This window comes from Methylobacterium sp. 4-46, assembly GCF_000019365.1.
Classification (GTDB): domain Bacteria; phylum Pseudomonadota; class Alphaproteobacteria; order Rhizobiales; family Beijerinckiaceae; genus Methylobacterium.
In genome coordinates, this window is sequence record NC_010511.1 from 5,301,336 (window position 1) to 5,317,507 (window position 16,172).

Consider the following 16,172-nt stretch of genomic DNA (forward strand, 5'->3'; position numbering starts at 1 on the left):
CCTCCCTGCTCAACCTTGGCGATAGTGTGGTGAAGAGCATCGGCCGCGACCCTCCGCTAAGATTACCGAAGGATGACGGCGATGTCGGTGCCGAGGCCGGCCGGAAACGCCCTGTAGCTTGTATAATTCCAAAATTTATCAATGGGATACGGCAGCGCCGGGACGCCTTCCCTTCCCGATCCGGTCGCACTAGAGGGTGGCCGTCGCGCCCGGCCGGGCGCCGATCTCCCGAGGGTGCCGCCGCCATGCCGTCCTGCCGTCCGTTCCGTCTCGCCCTGACCCTCGCCCTGGCGCTCGGCGCGGGCCGCGCGCTCGGCCAGGAGGGCGAGGCGCCGGCCGCTCCGGAGCCCGCCCCGGCCCCCGCTCCCGCTCACGCCCCGGCGAAGCCCGCGCGCCGGCCCTCCCCGGCCCACCGGCCCGCGCCGCCCCCCGCCGCCCCGGCCCCCGCGGCGGCCCCGTCCGCCGCGCCGGCCGGCTGGCCGCCGGGGGCGAGCGCGGTGAGCGAGGTCTACGGGGACTGGACGGTCAGCTGCAGCCGCGAGGGCGAGGCGCGGACCTGCCAGGTCTCGCAGGCCCAGGGCGATTCCCAGACCGGGCGGCGGCGCTTCAGCATCGAGCTGCGCCAGCCGCAGAACGGCCGCAGCGAGGGCGTCGTGCTGGTTCCGCTCGGGCTGCAGGTCGAGCCGGGCATCACCTTCAAGCTCGACGACGCGACGCTGGGCAAGGGAGCCCCCTTCACCACCTGCGTGACGGCCGGCTGCATCGCCCCGATCAGCTTCCCGACCGTCGCCACCGACGCCATGCGGACCGCCGTCGCCCTGCGCGTGACCGGCATGAAGCAGAACGGCGAGGCCGAGACCTTCACGGTGCCGCTCTCGGGCTTCGCGGCGGCCTTCGCCCGCATGGCCGCCCTCTCGGGCTGATCCGGGCAGGTTGCCCGCGCTTTCAGCAGCGCTGCCCACGCCCTGCGCCGCGGTCCCGGCGCGCGGGCCCGCGCCCCCGGGGAGGATCTGGCACGGCTCCTGCTTGCGGCGAGGAAGGCTGGCCGAAGGCGCCACCGGGCAAAGACGCCCGAGCCACGGACAGGGTCGTCCGCATCGACGGGATCACGGACACGGCCATGCGCGCCGAGCGTCCGCACGTCCCACCCTGAAGCGCACGGACGTCCCCGCGGGGGCTCCGCGTGAGGCTCGATCCATGGCCGATCTCAAGACCGTGATGAAGTCGGGGCACCCCCTGACGCTCTTCGCCGCGTTCCTCTACTTCGATTTCTGCTTCGCGATCTGGGTGCTGAACGGCGCGATGGGCCCGTTCATCACCGAGGCCTTCAGGCTCACCCCGGCCCAGACCGGCTTCATGATCTCCCTGCCGATCCTCGCGGGGGCCGTCATGCGCTTCCCGCTCGGGGTCCTCGCCCAGTATATCGGCCGCAAGAACGCCGCGCTGACCGAGATGTCGCTGATCATCCTGGCGATGGCGTACGGCTTCTTCGCGGTGTCGAGCTACGGCGACGTGCTCGCCATGGGCGTGCTGCTCGGCATCGCGGGCGCCTCCTTCGGGGTGGCGCTGTCGCTCGGCTCGGGCTGGTTCCCGCCGGAGCACAAGGGCCTCGCCATGGGCATCGCGGGCGCGGGCAATTCGGGCACGGTGCTCGCGGTGCTGTTCGCCCCGCCGCTCGCCCAGGCCTATGGCTGGCAGGCGGTCTACGGCTTCGCCGGCCTGGTCATGGCCGTGCCGCTCCTCGTCATGGTGATCCTCGCCAAGGAGCCCCCGGACCGCGAGCATCAGAGCTTTCGCGAGCACGTCGCCTGCCTGTTCGAGAAGGACGGCTGGGCCTTCAACCTGATCTACGTGATTACGTTCGGCGGCTTCATCGGGCTGTCGAATTTCCTGCCGACCTTCTTCTACGAGCAGTTCGCCGTGACCAAGGTCGAGGCGGGCCGGCTGACCATGCTGGCGGCGCTGATGGGCTCGGGCATCCGGGTGGCGGGCGGCTACTTCGCCGACCGGATCGGCGGCATCCTGGTGCTGACCGTGGTGCTGCTCGCGGCGGTCGGCTCGTTCCTGCTCCTCACCGCCTCGCCGCCGCTCCTGGCGACCACGATCCTGTTCATGGTCTGCTTCGCGGCGCTCGGGGCCGGGAACGGAGCGCTGTTCCAGCTCGTGCCGCTGCGCTGGCCGACCAACACCGCGGTGGCGGGCTCGATGATCGGCGAGATCGGAGCCCTCGGCGGGGCGATCCTGCCGAACGCCATGGGCCTGTCGAAGCAGGTCACGGGCGGCTTCGCGGCCGGCTTCGTCCTCTACGCAGCCTTCGCGGCCGCGGTGCTCGGCTGCCTGGCGCTGTGGTCGCGCCGGTGGGTCGGACGCTGGGTCGGCCCGCGCGGCAAGGTGCTGAGCGCCGAGCCCGCGCGGGAGGGCGGCGTCCTGGCGGCGGGCGCCCAGCGCGCCTGATGCCCGGGACGGCGCGCGGGACCACCCCGCCGGGCGCGGCCCGGCGCCGGGCGGGGCGAGGGCTCAGGCGGCCTGCGCGGCGGCGAGGGCCGCGTCCCTCTCGCGCACCCGCGCCACGGCCGGGCGCGCCTGGTGGCGCGCCACGTAGGCGGCGATCTCCGGCGTCTCGGGCACGAATCCGAACATCGTCGTCCAGGTGAGCGCCGCCCCCCAGAGGATGTCGGCGGCCGTGAAGCGCTCGCCCAGGAGGTAGGGCCCCTGGCGGAGCTGGTCGTTCACCACCGCGAGCGCGGCCTCGTAGCTGCCGTAGGGCAGCATCGCGCGGACGGACTCGTCCGAGGCGAGCCCGCGCGCCTTGTCGACCACCGCCGGTTCGAAGCTGCTGCCGTAATAGACCATCCAGCGCAGGTAGGGTCCGCGCAGGGGATCGCCGATCGCCGGGGCGAGGCCCGCCTCCGGGAAGGCGTCGGCGAGGTACAGGAACACCGCGACCTGCTCGGTGACCAGCGCGCCGCGATGACGGATGGCCGGGACCTTCCCCATCGGATTGACCGCCAGGTAGGCCGGCTGCCGGTTCTCCCCCGCCTTCATGTTGAGCACCTGGAGGTCGTAGGGGGCGCCCAGCTCCTCCAGCAGCAGCAGGGCGCTCGACGAGCGCGTGTTCGGCGAGTGGTAGAGCGTGACGCGGTCCGCATTCATGCAGGCATCCTCCTTGGCTCCGTGCCGCGGGCTCCGTGCCGCGCGGCCGCGGCCCCTTGCCGGGGACGGGCGTGGCGGCGCGCCGGAGCGCGAGCGGCCCCGATTCGGGGCCGAGGCCACGCTCGGGCGACCGGCCGGCCGGATCAAGGGGTCGCCTTGCCTTTCGGAACCCGATCCGATAAAGCGCCCGCCATCCCACACGCGGAGCCGGCCTCATGCCTGAATGAGGCGTTTCCGGTGGCCGGCACTCGGCCGGCTGCTTCCTCCGCGGCGGATCGAACCGGAGCATTGAGACCCATGGCCCTTCCCGATTTCTCGATGCGTCAGCTCCTCGAAGCCGGCGCCCATTTCGGCCACCAGTCGCACCGCTGGAACCCGAAGATGCAGCCCTTCATCTTCGGCACCCGCAACAACATCCACATCATCGACCTCGCCCAGACCGTGCCGGCGCTCTACCAGGCGCTGCAGGCGGTGAGCGACACCGTCGCCAAGGGCGGCCGGGTGCTGTTCGTCGGCACCAAGCGCCAGGCCGCGGACGTGGTGGCGGATTCCGCGCGCCGCTCGGCCCAGTACTTCGTGAATTCCCGCTGGCTCGGCGGCACGCTCACCAACTGGAAGACCATCTCGGGCTCGATCCAGCGCCTGCGCAAGGTCGACGAGGTCCTGGCCGGCGGCGGCCAGGGCCTCACCAAGAAGGAGCGCCTGATGCTGTCCCGCGAGAAGGACAAGCTCGAGAAGGCGCTCGGCGGCATCAAGGACATGGGCGGCGTGCCCGACCTGCTGTTCGTGATCGACACCAACAAGGAGCAGCTGGCGATCAAGGAGGCCAAGCGCCTCGGGATCCCGGTCGCCGCCATCGTCGACACCAACTGCGACCCGGACGGCATCACCTACGTGGTCCCGGCCAACGACGACGCGGGCCGCGCGATCGCGCTCTACTGCGACCTCATCGCCCGCGCGGCGATCGACGGCATCTCCCGCGGCCAGGGCGCGCTCGGCCTCGACATCGGTGCCTCGGAGGAGCCGGTCGCCGAGGAACTGCCGGCCAACCTCAACGAGCCGGAGGTGGCGCAGGTCGACATCAGCGAGCCCTACGTGGGCGAGCCCTTCGAGCTGCTCGCCGCCCCGCGCGGCGCGCCCGACGACCTGACCAAGCTCACGGGCGTCGGCCCGCAGCTCGTCCAGAAGCTCAACGACGCCGGCATCTACCACTACTGGCAGATCGCCGCGATGGCGCCCGAGGACGTGGCCAAGGTCGATGCCGAGCTGAAGCTCAACGGCCGCATCGCGCGCGACGGCTGGATCAACCAGGCCCGCGCCTTCGTGGAGGCCGCCGCGGCCGCGTGAGCGGCCGGCCCGCGTGAGCGGCCGGCGCCTCGGCGCCTGGCCGCGCCGGCACAGCGTTGACGACAGATCAGCCCGGCGCTGCATCAGCGCCGGGCTCCCTTTATCCGGTTGAGTGGAAAGGACACGTCCGATGGCCAACATCACGGCAGCGATGGTCAAGGACCTGCGCGAGAAGACCGGCGCGGGCATGATGGATTGCAAGTCCGCCCTGAACGAGACGGCGGGCGACATCGAGGCCGCGGTCGACTGGCTGCGCAAGAAGGGTCTGGCCAAGGCCGCCAAGAAGGCCGGCCGCGTCGCCGCCGAGGGCCTGGTGGCCGTCGAATCGGCCGGCCGTCACGCCGCCCTCGTCGAGGTGAATTCCGAGACCGATTTCGTCGCCCGCAACGACGGCTTCCAGGCCTTCGTGCGCGAGGCCGCCAAGGTCGCGCTCAACAGCCAGGGCAATGTCGAGTCGCTGGAGGCCGCGCATTTCCCGGGCTCGCAGACCACGGTCAAGGACCGCCTGCAGGAACTCATCGCCACGATCGGCGAGAACATGACCCTGCGCCGCGTGGCGACGCTCGCCGTGTCGCAGGGCGTGATCGCCACCTACGTGCACGGCCAGGTGAGCGAGGGCCTCGGCAAGATCGGCGTGCTGGTCGCGCTCGAATCCGCCGGCAACGTCGAGTTCCTGTCGACGCTCGGCCGCCAGATCGCCATGCACGTCGCCGCCACGAACCCGCTGGCGCTCGACGCCTCGGGCATCGACCCGGCCACGGTGGAGCGCGAGAGCGCCATCCTGCGCGAGAAGAACGCCGGCAAGCCCGATCACGTGCTGGCCAAGATCGTCGAGAGCGGCCTGAAGAGCTACTACAAGGAGGTCACCCTCCTGGACCAGCCCTTCGTGCACGACACCTCCAAGACGGTGTCTCAGGTGCTGAAGGAGGCCGAGGGCAAGGCCGGCGGCCCGGTCAAGCTCGCCGCCTTCGTGCGCTACGCCCTCGGCGAGGGCATCGAGAAGGAGGAGGGCCCGGACTTCGCCAGCGAGGTCGCGGCCGCCGTCAAGGGCTGACGCCCTCCCCATCGCCGGATCGTTCCGGGCCGGAGCGGGCCGCGCGCCCGCTCCGACCCTTGTCGTCTCGGGACCGGGCTCGGCTCAGCGGGCCCGCGACGGATCGATGACCAGGAGGTAGTCGCAGGGCTCCGCGGCGGGGTTGGCGAAGGCGTGGCCGGCATCGGCCTCGAAGTAGAGGCTGTCCCCCGCCTCCATCTCGACCGTGCGCTCCCCGATCGTCACGCGAAGCCGCCCGCCGAGCACGTGGACGTATTCCGAGACGCCGCGGCGATGGGCCACGAACTCGCCGGTCCGGGCCCCGGGCGGCAGGGTGTTGCGCACCCAGTCGATGCCGCGCCCCGGCAGGACCGGCGAGAGGATGCGGCGCGTGAGGCCCGAACTCTCGTCGCGCAGCACGGGCTGGCGGGCCGCCTTGATCAGCAGCACCTCCTGCTCCGTCGCGGGCACCATCAGGCGCGCCGCCGTCACCCCGAGCGCCTCGGCGAGGCGCGAGAGCACGACGGTCGAGGGCACCGCCTCGAGGGAGAGGCCGAGCTCCCGCCTGCGGCGTCGGATCTCCTCCGAGATGTGGACCTGGGTCGGGGTCGGGCCCGGGGCCGCCTCCTCGGGCGGTGTCTCGTTCTGCCCCATCCTCGTCCCACCTCCCGTCCGGCCGGCCTCGCGGCACGCGCAATCCCCTCCGCCGCCCGGAGGCGCCCGTCAACCGGGGCTGTGGCACGCCGCTTGCCTCCACTGTGGTGGAAATTCCTCCAAGGCAGTGGATGGGATTGGGCCATGGTCGATGCAGCACCCCCGATCGAGTCCGGGGCACCTCAGCTGGCCGGGGCCGTGCCGTCGGCCGATCGCCGGCAGATCGTCTGGTCGAGCGTGATCGGCACCACGGTCGAGTGGTACGACTTCCTGATCTACGGGACCGCGAGCGCGCTCGTCTTCAACAAGCTTTTCTTCCCGAGCTTCGACCCGCTGGTCGGCACGGTGGCGGCCTTCGGCTCCTACGCGGTCGGCTTCCTGGCGCGGCCGCTCGGCGGGATCATCTTCGGGCATTTCGGCGACCGGCTCGGCCGCAAGGCGATGCTCTCGCTCACCATCATCATCATGGGCCTCGGCACCTTCCTGATCGGCTGCCTGCCGACCTACGCGCAGGCGGGCCTCCTCGCCCCGGTCCTGCTCGTGGCCCTGCGCCTCGTGCAGGGGATCGGCATCGGCGGCGAATGGGGCGGCGCCGTCCTGATGGTGGTGGAGACCGTGCCCGCCGAGCGGCGGGGCCTGTTCGGCAGCATCGTCCAGCTCGGCTACCCGCTCGGCGTCATCACCTCGACCGGCGCCTTCGCGCTGACCGGCCTGATGCCGGAGGCGGATTTCCTCGCCTGGGGCTGGCGCCTGCCCTTCCTGGGCAGCCTGCCGCTGATCGTCGTCGGGCTGTTCATCCGCCTGCGCCTGCACGAGACGCCCTCCTTCCGGCGGATCAAGAGCCGGGACGCGGTCGCCCGCCTGCCCGTCCTGGAGATCCTGACCGCGCATCCGCGCACCTTCGCGACGGCGGTCGGGCTCAAGCTCTCGGAGATCGCCTATGTCAGCGTCGTCACGGTGTTCGGCATCGCCTACGTCACCGGCCAGCTCGGCCTGCCGCGCAGCGTCATCCTGAACGGGATCCTGGTGGCGGCCATCATCGAGCTGTTCACCCTGCCGGCCTTCGGCTGGCTCTCGGACCGCTACGGGCGAAGGAGCCCGTTCGTCGCGGCCTGCCTGTTCTCCATCGCCTTCGCGTTCCCGCTGTTCTGGCTCCTCGGCACCCGCGACCCGCTGGTCATCAGCCTGACGGTGGCGGTGGCCGTGAGCTTCGGCCAGGGCATCATGTTCGGCACCGGGGCGGCCTGGATGTCGGAGCTCTTCGACGCGCGCCTGCGCTACAGCGGGGCCTCCCTGGGCTTCCAGGTCGGGGCAGCCCTGAGCGGCGGCTTCACGCCGCTGATCTGCGCGGCCCTGCTGGGCGGGAGCGGCGGCGCGACCTGGCCGATCTCGGTCTACCTCGTCGTCCTCGCCAGCGTGACGCTCGCGGCGGCCCTGATCGCCCCGGAGACGGCCCGCCGCCCGATCGACTGAGCGACGGCCCGCCCCCGTCCGGAGATGAACCCGCATGACCGAGATGCCCGCGCCTCGCATGATCCCGGCCCTCGCGCACCCGGCCGGCGCCGCCGCCGCGGAGGTCCCGGGCGGCGCGACCGGGTGGAGCGGCCGCCTGCTCCACATCCACGTCGCCCCGGCCGCGAGCTACGAGATGGAGGAGCGCGCCGAGGCCCTCTGCGTGGCCGGCCGCGGCATCGAGGGCGACCGCTACTTCGCCGGCATCGGCACCTACTCGGCCAAGCCCGACGTGCGCGAGGTCACCCTGATCGAGCAGGAGGCCCTCGACGCCCTCGCCCGCAACGACCCGCCGCTTCAGGGCGGGCCCCTCCGCCTCGCGCCGGGCGACCACCGGCGCAATCTCACGGTCGTCGGGGTGCCGCTCAACCACCTGGTCGGCCGGCGCTTCCGGGTCGGCGAGGTGATCCTGTGCGGGGGTCGGCTCAACTTCCCGTGCAAGTACCTGGAGGAATTGCTCGGCATGCCCGTCTACCTGCCGCTCTTCAACCGCTCCGGCCTCAATTGCGGCATCGAGCGGGGCGGCCTCATCCGGCCGGGCGACCCGGTCGCGCTCCTGGATTGAGCCGGTGACCGCTCGCCTAATCATGAAGCTGCGGGTCGCGACGGCGGAGGCGGCGACGCCGCAGGTGCGGCGGGTCGTCCTCGTCCACCCCCGGCGCCCGGACCTGCCGGCCTGGGAGGCCGGCGCCCACGTCGCGCTCCACCTCCCGGACGGGCGGGTGCGGGCCTACTCGCTCTGCGGCGACCCGGCGGATCGGAGCCGCTACGAGATCGCGATCAAGCGGGAGGAGGCCGGCCGGGGCGGGTCGGTCTGGGCGCACGACGCGCTGCGGCCAGGCGCGATCGTGCCCGTCGCCGCCCCGCGCAGCGCCTTCCGCCTGGCCGGGGAGGCGCGCCACCACGTCCTCGTCGGCGGCGGCATCGGCGTGACCCCGCTGCTCGCGATGGCCCGGACGCTCGCGGCCGAGGGCGCAGACTTCGCGCTGCACCTGTGCGCCCGGTCGGCCGGGGCGGCCCCGCTCCTGGGGGAGGCCGAGGCGGTCTGCGGCGGGCGCCTGCGGCGCTGGTTCTCCGCCGAGGGCCGGCGCTTCGACCCCGCCGTCCTGGCGGAGCGCCGGGAGGGCTCGCACCTCTACCTGTGCGGCCCGGAGAGCCTGATCGAGGCGGCGCGCCGCGCCGCCGCGGCTCACGGCTGGCCGCCCGCCTCGGTGCACGTGGAGCGCTTCGCCCCCGCGGCCGAGGACCGGGCGGCGGAGGAACCCTTCGTCGCGGTGATCGGCTCCACCGGGCAGGAGATCGAGGTGCCGGCCGGCCTCTCGCTCCTCGCGGCGCTGCGGGCACGGGGATTCTCCCTGCCCTCATCCTGCGAGACAGGCCTGTGCGGCGCCTGCGCCTGCGGGTATCGCGAGGGGACCGTCCTGCACCGCGACGCGGCGCTGTCGCCCGCCGCGCGGACGGCGCAGCTCACGCCCTGCGTCTCCCGGGCCCGGGGCCGCGTCGTGCTCGCTCTGTGACGCGGCGGGCCCGGCGCGCCGCCTGCCCGCCGTCAGCGCGCCGTGTCCGACAGGAGCCGTTGCAGGCCGCGCTGGTCGAGGCCGGCCGGCCTGCGGCGGGCCGGCAGCGCGCCCGTCGTCGCCGGGTCGCGGATCGTCGCGGCGAGGGCCGGTCCCTTCGGCTCCTCCCGCCGCGCCGCCCAGTGGGCGGCGAGGGACAGCCCCGTGATCACCAGCATCGCCTTGATACCGCCGGTCAGGAGGCGCCACATCGCCGGGATCTCGCCATCGCGTCAGAGTGGCGCCCACCTTAGGCCGCGGGCGTTAACAAGCGGGTCATCCGGCATCCGGTTGATCGCTTCGCCATCTCGCATTTCGGCGATGCGGATGTCGGCTCCGCTCAGGCGCCGCGCGGGCTCGTGATCCGGGATCCGCTCGATCGAGCGGATCCCGCATCAATCCGCCGGAGAGAGGTGGGCCATGCGCCAGGGTAGCGGTTCCTGTTCCCCGAACCCGTGACGCTCCTGCGACTACTCGGCCCACTGAGCCTCACAGGCAAGGTTGCAGAGAACTGGTCCGCACCGTCCCGTCGTCGCCGGCCCTCCCACCGCGCGGCCCAGACGGGTTCCGGAAGCCTCCGGGCGCGCTGGCGGTCAGGACGGCCCGTGTAGCAGACCCCGGGCCCGGAGCAACAGGAATGGTCGCGCTCGCCTGCGTCGAAACGTGGCGGTCGCGTCTCAGCGCACGGCGAAGCGCGGCAGGCTCGGGACCGGCGCCGCCGCGGGCGCGGCGACCGGCGGCACCAGGGAGGCGCGCGCGCCGCCGTGGCGATAGAGGCCGCGGTGCTTGGGGTCCGGGGTCAGCGCGTCGGTGATGCCGATCACCGTCTCGGCCGCCCCGAGCAGCACCGCCCCGTCCGGGGCGAGCTGCGCGGCGATCCGCCCGAGCACGTCCGCCTTGGTCGGCGCGTCGAAATAGATCAGCACGTTGCGGCAATACACGATGTCGAAGGTGCCGAGCTGGTCGAACCGGTCCAGCAGGTTGAGCGGGCGGAAATCCACCATCTGCCGCAGGGCCGCGCTGATCCGCCACTGCTCGCCGACCTGCTCGAAGTACTTCAGCATGAGCTGGACCGGCAGCCCGCGCTGGACCTCGAACTGGTTGTAGAGGCCGAGCCGGGCCTTCTCCAGGACCTCGGTCGAGAGGTCGGTGCCGACGAGCTCGATCCGCCAGCCGGCCAGGAGCGGCGCCGCCTCGGTGAGCAGCATCGCCAGCGAGTAGGGCTCCTGCCCGGTCGAGGCGGCCGCGCACCAGATGCGCAGCCGGCGCGCCGCGGCGCGCGCGGCGATCATCTGCGGCAGCAGCACGTCGCGGAACAGGTCGAAGGGCGCCCTGTCCCGGAAGAAGAAGGTCTCGTTGGTGGTCATCGCCTCGACCACCGCCTTCTCGATCGCGCCCTCGCGCGCGACCCGCAGGGCGCCGACGAGTTCGGTGAGGGTGGCGATCCCGAAGCGGCGGCAGACCGGCGTGAGCCGGCTCTCGATCAGGTAGCGCTTCTCGGGGGTCAGGGCGAGGCCGGACCGCTGCTTGAGATAGCCGCGCAGGAACTCGAACTCGGTCTCGGTCATCGCGGCGGGCCCTTCCCGGCGGTGTCGCGCGTCGAGGGCATCAGGGCTGCCCGCCCGTGATCTGGGCGCGCAGCGCGGGGCCGATCGCGGGGAGTGCCAGGATCTCGTGGGCGTAGCCGGCCTTGGCGATGCTGCCGGGCATGCCCCAGACGGTCGAGGAGGCCTCGTCCTGCACCAGCATGGTGCCGCCCGCATCCACCAGGGCCTTGGCGCCGTGGGTCCCGTCCGAGCCCATCCCGGTGAGCACCACCGAGAGCGTCGAGGCGCCGTAGAGCTCGGCCGCGTCGCGGAACAGCACGTCCACCGCCGGCCGGCAGAAATTCACCGGCGGGCCGTCGTCGAGGCGGATGGCGATCTCCGCGCCATGGCCGGAGAGGCCCATGTGCCGCCCGCCCGGCGCCACGTAGAGGGTGCCGGGCCGCACCGGCTCGCCGTGCTTGCCCTCCGCCGCCGGCAGGCCCGTGCGGGTGCGCAGGTGCTCGGCGAAGACGCCGGTGAAGACCGGCGGCATGTGCTGCACGATCAGGATCGGGAGCCGCCGCAGGGCCGCCGCGCCGATCCCCTCCAGCACCTCGCCCACCGCCCTCGGACCGCCGGTCGAGGCGCCGATCAGCAGCACCTTCGGCGGCGTGCGGGCGTGCCGCGGGCGCAGGGAGACCGGGGGGGCGGCGGGCCGCGGCGGCGGCGGCACGGCGCCGGCCCGCTCCGGCGCGGGCCGCTCGGCGACGGCGCGCCGCAGGGCCCCCGCCCCGCCGCGCAGGGCAGCGCCGAGCATCCGCACCTTCTGGATCAGGTCCTCCCGGAAGGTCGCCGTGGTGGTCACGCCCCGGTTGCCCTCGGGCTTGGGCAGGTAGTCCACCGCCCCGAGGGCGAGGCAGCGCAGGGAGATCTCCGCGTTGCGCTGCGTCAGGGTCGACATCATCACGACCTGGAGGCCCGGCCGCTTGGCCAGCATGCGCGGCAGGGCCTGCGTGCCGTCGAGCTCCGGCATCTCGACGTCGAGGAGGACGATCTCCGGGCTGACCCGGTCGAGGGTTTCGAGGGCGATCCGGCCGTTCGAGGCGGTCGCCACCACGTCGCATCCCGCCTCCTGCAGCCAGCGCGAGACGAGGCCGCGCACCACGGCGGAGTCGTCGGCCACCATCACCTTGACACGCGGCGCTGCGGGGCTGGCCTGGGACGGCGCGAGGGAAGCTGCCATGATACTCTCGGCACTTGCAATACGGGAGACGCGCGCGGGCGCGCGGCCGGCGCGGGAGCGGGGCGCCCGGTCCGAGACCGCGCGAGGATCAGGCGAGGCCGACTTCCTGGAGCTTCGCCGTGATGATGTCCTTGTCGAACGGTTTCATGATGTACTCGTCCGCCCCCGCGTGCAGGGCGCGGGCGATGGAGCTCACGTCGTTCTCGGTGGTGCAGAACACCACCTTGGGGTGCTCGCCCGAGGGCAGCCGGCGCAATTCCCGCAGGAACTCGTAGCCGTCCATCTGCGGCATGCGCCAGTCGAGCAGGATCGCGTCCGGCATCGCCTCCCGGCACAGGCCGATGGCGTCGGCGCCGTCCTCCGCCTCCGCGACGCGGAACCCGATCCCCTCCAGGATGCGCCGCGCCACCTTCCGGATCACGGCGGAATCATCGACGATCAGGCAGGTTCTCATCGCGCTGCGTCCCTGCTCAGGCGGCCGAGGCGTTGGCCCGGTCGTCGCCGAAGGCCAGGACCGCGTCGACGTCGAGGATGATCAGCAGGCGCCCGTCGAGGCGGTGCACCCCGCGCGAGACGGCGCGCCAGCGGGTGTCCATGTGCACCGGGTTCGGCCCGTAGGTGTCGGCGGAGAGCTTCATCACCTCGCCGACCTGATCGACCAGGAGCCCGTAGGCCTCGCCGCCGAGCTCGAAGCCCACCGCCATCTCGCGCCCCTCCGAGACCCGGTCGGGCAGGCCGAGGCGGCGGCGCAGGCAGATCGCGGTCACCACCCGCCCGCGCAGGTTGAGCAGGCCCTTGATCTCGGGCGGCGACAGCGGAACGTCCGTGAGGTTGGTGGCGATGAAGACGTCGTGGACCCGGTCGATCGGCAGGCCGAACATCTCGTCGCCGAGGGTCACGGTGACGTAGTCGATGGTGTCGCCGATCACGGCGGAGCTGGTCTCGCCCGCGCGGGCGACGTTGCTGTTGGCGGCCATCATGGGCGTCGCTCGGTTCTCATCGGGTTGCGGGAGGGCGCCGCCGCGGGCGGGGCGCCGGGAGGCCTGCGCGGACCGCCGCGGGCGGGCCGCTCAGGCCGGGGCGGCGGTCAGGCCGCGGCGTCGAGGCTGGGCGCGGTGATCTCGTTGAGGGCGGCGACGAGGCCGCTGCGGTCGAACTTCGCGACGAAGTCGGCGATCCCGAGGGCGCGCGCCCGCTCGATCCCCTCCGGGGCGACGCTCGAGGCGAGCGCGATCACCGGCATCTCGGCGAGGCGCGGCCCGGTCCGGCGCATCTGCTCGATCAGGTCGAAGCCGGAGCGGCCCGGCATCTCCAGATCGGCGACGACGACGTCGATCGGCGTCTCGCCGGTGAGCACCGTGAGAGCCTCCTCGGCGCTGGCGGCCGGGATCACCCGGTAGCCGGCGGCCTTCAGCACGGGCGTCAGCATCTCGCGGAAGAAGGCCGAGTCGTCGACCAGGAGCAGCCGCCGCGGCGCCTGCTCCTCCTTGCGGCGCGGCGCGCGCGCCCAGTCGTCGTGCGCGAGCGGCAGGTAATGGGCGATGTTGACGATCTCGGTCGCGCGCCCGCGCACCACCGCCGAGCCGATCAGGTCGGACCGGTCCGCCGTGAGTTCGACGTCGAGCACCTCGTCGACGATGTCGACGATCTCGTCCACCGCGAGGCCCATCGAGCGCTCGCCGTCCGAGAACACCACCAGGGCCTGCGCGCCCTCGCGCCGCAGCACCTGATCGGGATCGACGGGCACCAGGGGCATGAGCCGGCCCCGGTACTGGATGAGCGGCCGCCCGCCCACCCACTCGACCTTGGCGCCGTCGACCTCCTCCAGGCGCGTGACCAGCGACAGGGGCACCGCCTTCAGCGCGTCGCCGCCGCCCTTGAACACCAGCAGCGTGACGGTCTGATCGGCCGACGCCGCCGCCTCCTCGGCCTCGGCATCCGCCTCCGCGGGCTGCCCGGTCGCCGTGCCGGAACCGACCATGCGGGCGACCCCGTTCGGGTCGATGATCAGCACGACCGCGCCGTCGCCCAGGATCGTGTTGCCGGAGAAGAGCGGGATGTGCCGCAGCTTCGTCGACATCGGCTTCACGACGATCTCTTCCGTGTGGAAGACGCCGTCCACCAGGATGCCGAAGCGCTGGCGCCCGACCTGGCTCACCACCACGAAGCCCTCGTCGGAGGAGGCGGTGGTGGGATCCTTGTCCAGGCCGAGCATGGCGGCGATCGGCACGATCGGCAGCAGGCGGTCGCGCAGGCGCAGCACCGGCGAGCCGTTGATGCGCTCGACCTGGTGGTCGCTGCCCGGCTGCACCCGCACGAGTTCGAGCACCGAGACCTGCGGGATCGCGAAGCGGTGGTCGCGGGCCGAGACGATCAGCGCCGCGACGATGGCGAGCGTCAGCGGGATCTTGATCGTGAAGGTGGTGCCCTGGCCGAACTGGGTGCGGATGTCGACGGTGCCGCCGATCAGCTCGATGTTGGTCTTGACCACGTCCATGCCGACGCCGCGGCCCGAGACCGAGGTGACGGCCTTGGCGGTCGAGAAGCCGGCGTGGAAGATGAACTTCGCGACCTGCGCGTCGGTCATCCGCTCGACCTCGGCCTCGGTGGCGATGCCCCGCTCCACGGCCTTGCGGCGGATCGTGGCGAGGTCGAGCCCCTTGCCGTCGTCCGAGATCTCGATCGTGATCGTGCCGCCCTCGTGGAAGGCGTTGAGGCGGATCGTCCCCTTCTCGGGCTTGCCCGCGGCCTTGCGCTCCAGCGCCGACTCGATGCCGTGGTCGGCGGAGTTGCGCACCATGTGGGTGAGCGGGTCCTTGATGACCTCCAGCACCTGACGGTCGAGTTCCGTCTCGGCGCCCTGCATCACCAGGTCGATCTTCTTGCCGAGTTCCGACGAGAGGTCGCGCACCACCCGCGGCAGCTTCTGCCACGCCGAGCCGATCGGCTGCATGCGGGTCTTCATGACCCCTTCCTGCAGCTCGGCGGTGACGTTCGAGAGCCGCTGCAGCGGCACCTTGTAGCTGTTGTCCTCCTGCCGGCGGGCGATCTCGAGGAGCTGATTGCGGGTCAGGACCAGTTCCGAGACCATCGTCATCAGGTGCTCGAGGGTGTCGACGTTCACCCGGATCGTCTGCACCTTGTTGATGGCGGCGCCGTCCGTCTCGGGCGCGGCGTCGGCGCGGGGCGCCTCGGCCGGAGCGGGCGCGGCCTTCGGCGCGCTCACCGCCTTGGCGGGCGCCGCGGAGGGCCCGGGCGTGTCGCGGAAGGCGCGCTCCAGGTCGTCCAGGGAGACCTCGCCCGGCTTGAGGGCCCGCTCCAGCGTCTGCGGCACCAGCGAGCCCGTGGTCATGGGCGCGGGCGAGGCCTCGGGCCCGGGCGTGTCGCGGAAGGCGCGCTCCAGGTCGTCCAGGGAGACCTCGTCGGCCTTGAGCGCCCGCTCCAGCGTCTGGGACACCAGGGAGCCGGTGGTCATCGGGACGGGCGGCGGCGGCGGGGCGGGCGCCGGGGCGGGAGCGGCCTCGCCCTCGGCCATGCGCTCCAGGGCGCCGATCAGGTCCTCGTCGGCGCCCACGGGCTCGGCCGCCGTGCGCTCCAGCTCCGCGACGATCACCTTGATGCGGTCGAGCGTCTGCAGGATCAGCGTCACCGCCTCGCTCGTGACGCCCATCCCGTCGCGGAACTTGCCCATCAGCGTCTCGGCCGCGTGGGCCAGCGCCTCGAGGCGCGGCAGTCCGAGGAAGCCGCAGGTGCCCTTGATGGTATGCACGAGCCGGAAGATGTTCCGGAGGATCGTCTGGTTGTTCGGATCCTGCTCGAAGCGGACGAGCTCCAGGTCGACCGTATCCAGGTGTTCGCCGGTCTCGGTCAGGAATTCACGCAGCAAATCGTCCATGTCCGCCACTCGCCGATCGTCGCAGGGCCTCCCCGCTCCATGACAGTGGCACCGGAGCGTTGATGATCCGTTGCCACAGTCGATCGGCCCCGAGCGATGTTGCAGGGGCGCGGGTCACGCAGCGGAGTCCCGCGCCCGGCCGAGTGCCGCCGGCGACAGCGAGAATTCATGTCACGACAATGAGATAAGGCGCCACCCGGAAGGCGCTTCGCGGCCCCGGTCATCCGCCGTCGGACTAATCCATCAGGCGGAA

At 72.6% G+C, this 16,172-nt stretch carries 15 protein-coding genes; 7 read left to right on the forward strand and 8 right to left on the reverse strand.

What is annotated here, in order from left to right:
* The first annotated feature begins 245 nt into the window (after positions 1–245).
* Both M446_RS23190 and M446_RS23195 read left to right on the forward strand, forming a co-directional pair.
* Positions 246–923, forward strand: coding sequence for an invasion associated locus B family protein (locus M446_RS23190; RefSeq protein ID WP_012334541.1), 678 nt, complete (start codon positions 246–248; stop codon positions 921–923).
* 274 nt (positions 924–1,197) lie between these two features.
* Positions 1,198–2,454, forward strand: a complete 1,257-nt coding sequence (locus tag M446_RS23195; RefSeq protein ID WP_012334542.1) for a nitrate/nitrite transporter — start codon at positions 1,198–1,200, stop codon at positions 2,452–2,454.
* Between the two features lie 63 nt (positions 2,455–2,517).
* Here M446_RS23195 and M446_RS23200 read toward each other — a convergent pair whose 3' ends face one another.
* Positions 2,518–3,153, reverse strand: a complete 636-nt coding sequence (locus M446_RS23200) for a glutathione S-transferase family protein (RefSeq protein ID WP_012334543.1) — start codon at positions 3,151–3,153, stop codon at positions 2,518–2,520.
* A 297-nt stretch (positions 3,154–3,450) separates the two neighbouring features.
* On the opposite strand from M446_RS23200, the gene M446_RS23205 reads away from it, so the two are divergent.
* Both M446_RS23205 and tsf read left to right on the forward strand, forming a co-directional pair.
* Positions 3,451–4,500, forward strand: a complete 1,050-nt coding sequence (locus M446_RS23205; RefSeq protein WP_012334544.1) for a 30S ribosomal protein S2 — start codon at positions 3,451–3,453, stop codon at positions 4,498–4,500.
* Between the two features lie 130 nt (positions 4,501–4,630).
* Positions 4,631–5,554 carry a translation elongation factor Ts gene (gene tsf / locus M446_RS23210; RefSeq protein WP_012334545.1) on the forward strand — a complete coding sequence of 308 codons (924 nt, stop codon included), beginning with the start codon at positions 4,631–4,633 and terminating at the stop codon, positions 5,552–5,554.
* 84 nt (positions 5,555–5,638) lie between these two features.
* On the opposite strand, the gene M446_RS23215 is transcribed toward tsf, so the two are convergent.
* Positions 5,639–6,187, reverse strand: coding sequence for a cupin domain-containing protein (locus M446_RS23215; RefSeq protein WP_012334546.1), 549 nt, complete (start codon positions 6,185–6,187; stop codon positions 5,639–5,641).
* Positions 6,188–6,331: 144 nt separating this feature from the next.
* Between M446_RS23215 and M446_RS23220 the strand changes: the two genes are divergently transcribed.
* From M446_RS23220 to M446_RS23230, 3 genes are read left to right on the forward strand one after another with little or no spacing between them, the layout of a single operon-like run.
* A complete protein-coding gene (locus M446_RS23220) occupies positions 6,332–7,660 on the forward strand; it encodes an MFS transporter (RefSeq protein ID WP_012334547.1) in 1,329 nt (442 codons plus the stop codon).
* Positions 7,661–7,694: 34 nt separating this feature from the next.
* Complete coding sequence (locus tag M446_RS23225; protein WP_012334548.1) at positions 7,695–8,264, forward strand: MOSC domain-containing protein; 570 nt, start codon at positions 7,695–7,697, stop codon at positions 8,262–8,264.
* Positions 8,265–8,268: 4 nt separating this feature from the next.
* Positions 8,269–9,216, forward strand: a complete 948-nt coding sequence (locus tag M446_RS23230) for a PDR/VanB family oxidoreductase (RefSeq protein ID WP_050777512.1) — start codon at positions 8,269–8,271, stop codon at positions 9,214–9,216.
* 32 nt (positions 9,217–9,248) lie between these two features.
* On the opposite strand, the gene M446_RS23235 is transcribed toward M446_RS23230, so the two are convergent.
* The 6 genes from M446_RS23235 to M446_RS23260 form a co-directional block, all read right to left on the reverse strand.
* Positions 9,249–9,467 (reverse strand): hypothetical protein, encoded by a 219-nt coding sequence (locus M446_RS23235; RefSeq protein WP_012334550.1) that lies wholly within the window; start codon positions 9,465–9,467, stop codon positions 9,249–9,251.
* A gap of 465 nt (positions 9,468–9,932) precedes the next feature.
* Complete coding sequence (locus M446_RS23240) at positions 9,933–10,823, reverse strand: CheR family methyltransferase (protein ID WP_012334551.1); 891 nt, start codon at positions 10,821–10,823, stop codon at positions 9,933–9,935.
* Positions 10,824–10,863: 40 nt separating this feature from the next.
* Positions 10,864–12,024 (reverse strand): protein-glutamate methylesterase/protein-glutamine glutaminase, encoded by a 1,161-nt coding sequence (locus M446_RS23245; RefSeq protein WP_012334552.1) that lies wholly within the window; start codon positions 12,022–12,024, stop codon positions 10,864–10,866.
* A gap of 88 nt (positions 12,025–12,112) precedes the next feature.
* Entirely contained in the window at positions 12,113–12,478 is a 366-nt protein-coding gene (locus tag M446_RS23250) for a response regulator (protein ID WP_012334553.1), read from the reverse strand.
* Between the two features lie 16 nt (positions 12,479–12,494).
* Entirely contained in the window at positions 12,495–13,004 is a 510-nt protein-coding gene (locus M446_RS23255) for a chemotaxis protein CheW (protein ID WP_012334554.1), read from the reverse strand.
* Between the two features lie 107 nt (positions 13,005–13,111).
* Positions 13,112–15,919: a hybrid sensor histidine kinase/response regulator gene (locus M446_RS23260; RefSeq protein ID WP_012334555.1), complete on the reverse strand. Its 2,808-nt coding sequence runs from the start codon at positions 15,917–15,919 to the stop codon at positions 13,112–13,114.
* Between the last annotated feature and the right edge of the window lie 253 nt (positions 15,920–16,172).

What these genes read in the sequence shown, in the direction of transcription:
- M446_RS23190 (WP_012334541.1), top strand. Translation starts at nt 246, where the DNA reads ATGCCGTCCTGCCGTCCGTTCCGTCTCGCCCTGACCCTCGCCCTGGCG.
- M446_RS23195 (WP_012334542.1), top strand. Translation starts at nt 1,198, where the DNA reads ATGGCCGATCTCAAGACCGTGATGAAGTCGGGGCACCCCCTGACGCTC.
- M446_RS23200 (WP_012334543.1), bottom strand. Translation starts at nt 3,153, where the DNA reads ATGAATGCGGACCGCGTCACGCTCTACCACTCGCCGAACACGCGCTCG.
- M446_RS23205 (WP_012334544.1), top strand. Translation starts at nt 3,451, where the DNA reads ATGGCCCTTCCCGATTTCTCGATGCGTCAGCTCCTCGAAGCCGGCGCC.
- tsf (WP_012334545.1), top strand. Translation starts at nt 4,631, where the DNA reads ATGGCCAACATCACGGCAGCGATGGTCAAGGACCTGCGCGAGAAGACC.
- M446_RS23215 (WP_012334546.1), bottom strand. Translation starts at nt 6,187, where the DNA reads ATGGGGCAGAACGAGACACCGCCCGAGGAGGCGGCCCCGGGCCCGACC.
- M446_RS23220 (WP_012334547.1), top strand. Translation starts at nt 6,332, where the DNA reads ATGGTCGATGCAGCACCCCCGATCGAGTCCGGGGCACCTCAGCTGGCC.
- M446_RS23225 (WP_012334548.1), top strand. Translation starts at nt 7,695, where the DNA reads ATGACCGAGATGCCCGCGCCTCGCATGATCCCGGCCCTCGCGCACCCG.
- M446_RS23235 (WP_012334550.1), bottom strand. Translation starts at nt 9,467, where the DNA reads ATGTGGCGCCTCCTGACCGGCGGTATCAAGGCGATGCTGGTGATCACG.
- M446_RS23240 (WP_012334551.1), bottom strand. Translation starts at nt 10,823, where the DNA reads ATGACCGAGACCGAGTTCGAGTTCCTGCGCGGCTATCTCAAGCAGCGG.
- M446_RS23245 (WP_012334552.1), bottom strand. Translation starts at nt 12,024, where the DNA reads ATGGCAGCTTCCCTCGCGCCGTCCCAGGCCAGCCCCGCAGCGCCGCGT.
- M446_RS23250 (WP_012334553.1), bottom strand. Translation starts at nt 12,478, where the DNA reads ATGAGAACCTGCCTGATCGTCGATGATTCCGCCGTGATCCGGAAGGTG.
- M446_RS23255 (WP_012334554.1), bottom strand. Translation starts at nt 13,004, where the DNA reads ATGATGGCCGCCAACAGCAACGTCGCCCGCGCGGGCGAGACCAGCTCC.
- M446_RS23260 (WP_012334555.1), bottom strand. Translation starts at nt 15,919, where the DNA reads ATGGACGATTTGCTGCGTGAATTCCTGACCGAGACCGGCGAACACCTG.